General features: G+C 80.0%; 3 protein-coding genes. 2 read left to right on the top strand and 1 reads right to left on the bottom strand.

What is annotated here, in order from left to right:
- The first annotated feature begins 90 nt into the window (after positions 1-90).
- Both HLB09_RS15695 and HLB09_RS15690 read left to right on the top strand, forming a co-directional pair.
- A complete protein-coding gene (locus HLB09_RS15695; RefSeq protein ID WP_171204256.1) occupies positions 91-1020 on the top strand; it encodes a phosphotransferase in 930 nt (309 codons plus the stop codon).
- Between the two features lie 158 nt (positions 1021-1178).
- Complete coding sequence (locus tag HLB09_RS15690) at positions 1179-1976, top strand: endonuclease/exonuclease/phosphatase family protein (protein ID WP_171204255.1); 798 nt, start codon at positions 1179-1181, stop codon at positions 1974-1976.
- 43 nt (positions 1977-2019) lie between these two features.
- Here the strand turns inward: HLB09_RS15690 and HLB09_RS15685 are convergent.
- Positions 2020-2510 (bottom strand): PD-(D/E)XK nuclease family protein (locus HLB09_RS15685; RefSeq protein ID WP_171204254.1); only part of this gene is annotated, 491 nt, incomplete at its 5' end.

Genomic DNA, 2510 nt, shown 5'->3' with positions numbered 1-2510 from the left:
CGCGCCCACCCGGTCGCCCAGCCGCACGGCCACCCGCACGGGGAGCCGCGCCGCGCGTGCGGGAGCGCCCCGGGCGTCTACCGTGTGCCGGTGCCCCGCTCCCCCCTCGTGCTCGCGGCCCTCGCCAGCGCCGCCGTCCCCGGGCTCGTGGTCTCCGGAGCCCGCCGCGCGGGCGTCGAGGACGGCGTGGGCGAGGAGGTGGACGCGGCCGTCGTGGCCGACGACGCGGGCGCCGAGTGGGTCGTGCGCGCGCCCGTCGACGCCGGTTCCGGCCTCCTGCTCGAGCAGGAGGGGGCGCTGCTGCGGCGCCTGCGCGCGCTCGAGCCCGACGCCCTCCCCTTCGCCGTGCCGGACCCAGCGGGCAGCGCCGCCCTCAAGGGCGGCGGCCGCGCGGTCGTCCACCGCCGCCTCCCGGGGCGGCCCCTGCACCCGGGCGACCTGCACCCCGGGCCCGGCCTGTCCTCCTCCCTCGGCACGGCGCTGGGGCGCCTCCACGACCTGCCGGCCTCCCTCGCCGAGGAGGTCGGCCTGCCCGGCTACACCGCCGAGGAGCATCGCGAGCGCCGTCTCGTCGAGCTCGACCGCGCCGCCAGCACGGGGCAGGTGCCGCCGGGCCTGCTCAGCCGGTGGGAGAAGGCCACCGAGGACGTGGGCCGCTGGCGCTTCTCCCCCTGCCTGCTGCACGGCGACCTGACGCCCGAGCGCGTCCTCGCCGACGGCCGCGACGTCACGGGCGTCGTCGAGTGGGGCGAGGCCCGCGTCGGCGACCCGGCCGACGACCTGGCGTGGGTGGCCGTCGGCGCCGACACCGACGCGCTCGACACCGTCCTCGAGGCCTACGCGGTCGCCCGCCACGAGCAGCCCGACCGGCACCTGCCGGTGCGGGCGCAGCTGTCCGGCGAGGTGGCCCTCGTGCGCTGGCTCCTCCACGGCGTCCGGACCGACGACGCGTCCGTCGTCGACGACGCCGTCCAGATGCTGCGCGACCTGGACTCGGACGTGGGGGGCGAGGCGCTCTGAGGCTCCGCGTCGCCACGGCCAACATCGCCTCCGGGCGCGGGCCGGGCACGGCCCCGCCCACCGCCCCGCCCACCGCCGCGCCCGAGGCCTCATCGGGCGCCCCCGCCGAGGACGGCAGCTCCACGTCGGGCGCGTCCGACCCCACGCGACCGAGCCACGTGCGCGACGCCGACGCCCTGGGGGCGGCCCTGGCCGCCCTCGGCGACGTCGCCCCGGACGTCCTCGCGGTGCAGGAGCTCGACGTCGGCGCCGAGCGCTCCGGCGGCGTCCACCAGCCGTCCGTCGTCGCCCGGGCTCTGGCCGCCGCGGGCGGCGACGTCGACTGGCGCTTCGCCCCCACCGTCCTCGGCGTCCCCGGCTCCGGCGCCGAGCAGCTGCCCGTCGCCGGCCGCCTCGAGGACCCGCGCTGGCCCGAGGACGACCGCCCCCGCTACGGCACGGCCCTGCTCGTGCGCCGCCCGGTGCGCCGTTGGAGCGCCCTGCCCCTGCGCGCCGGCGGCCTGCCCCTCCCGCTGCCCGTGCGGCACCCGACGACCGACCGCCCCGGCCTCCTCGTCGTGCAGGACGAGCCCCGCGTCGCCGTGGCGGCCGAGCTCGACGGCGTCACGGTGGTCGCGGCCCACCTGTCCTTCGCGCCCCCGGTCGGGCTGCGGCAGCTGCGCGCCGTGCGCGCCTGGGCGGCCTCCCTCCCGGGGCCGGTGCTGCTCGTGGGCGACCTCAACCTGCCCGGGTCGCTGCCCGCGCGCGTCCTGCGCGCCCGCGCGCTCGTCACCCGGCCCACCTACCCGCTGCCCGAGCCCACCCGGCAGCTCGACCACGTCCTCGCGCTGCCGCCCGCCGGCGACCGGCGCGACCACCCGCTGCTGCCCTGGCGCACGGACGAGGTCGACCTCGCGCTCGGCGTCGGCGACCACCGCCCCCTGTGCGTGGACCTCGAGGTGCCCGCGCGGGGCTGACGCGGCGCACGCCACCACCGACGGGGTGCGGCGCCGGCAGGCCTCAGGCCTCAGGCGGCAGCACGGCCGCCGAGCGCAGCACGGCGACGAGGGCCGCCTCGTCCAGCCCTTCGACCGGTCTCACCGTGGTGCCCGTGGCCGCGTAGAAGAAGGCCGCGGACACCTGCTCGAGGGGCACGTCGGCGACGCGCGACCAGGCCAGGCGGTACACGGCCAGCTGCACGGCCGCCGCGGCCGCGTCCCCCGCCGCGGGCGGGCGGCCGGTCTTCCAGTCGACGACCTCGTAGCCGCCCGACGGCGTCCGGAAGACGGCGTCCAGGCGTCCGCGGAGCACCGTGCCGTCCACCGGCGTCTCCACCGCCACCTCGACCGCGACGGGCGTGCGCGACGCCCACTCCGACGCCTCGAACCTCGCCTGCAGCGCCGGCAGCGCGGCGTCGTCGGCCGCCCCCTCGTCCTGGGCGCCCGGCAGGTCGTCGAGCTCGACGAGGGGCGCCGCGCCCCAGCGCTGCTCCAGCCAGGCGTGGAAGGCCG

The organism is Pseudokineococcus marinus (assembly GCF_013004605.1).
In the GTDB taxonomy this organism is placed as follows: Bacteria; Actinomycetota; Actinomycetes; order Actinomycetales; family Quadrisphaeraceae; genus Pseudokineococcus; species Pseudokineococcus marinus.
The sequence above is the reverse complement of the archived record's forward strand: the minus strand, read 5'-3'. Positions and strand labels throughout refer to the sequence as shown.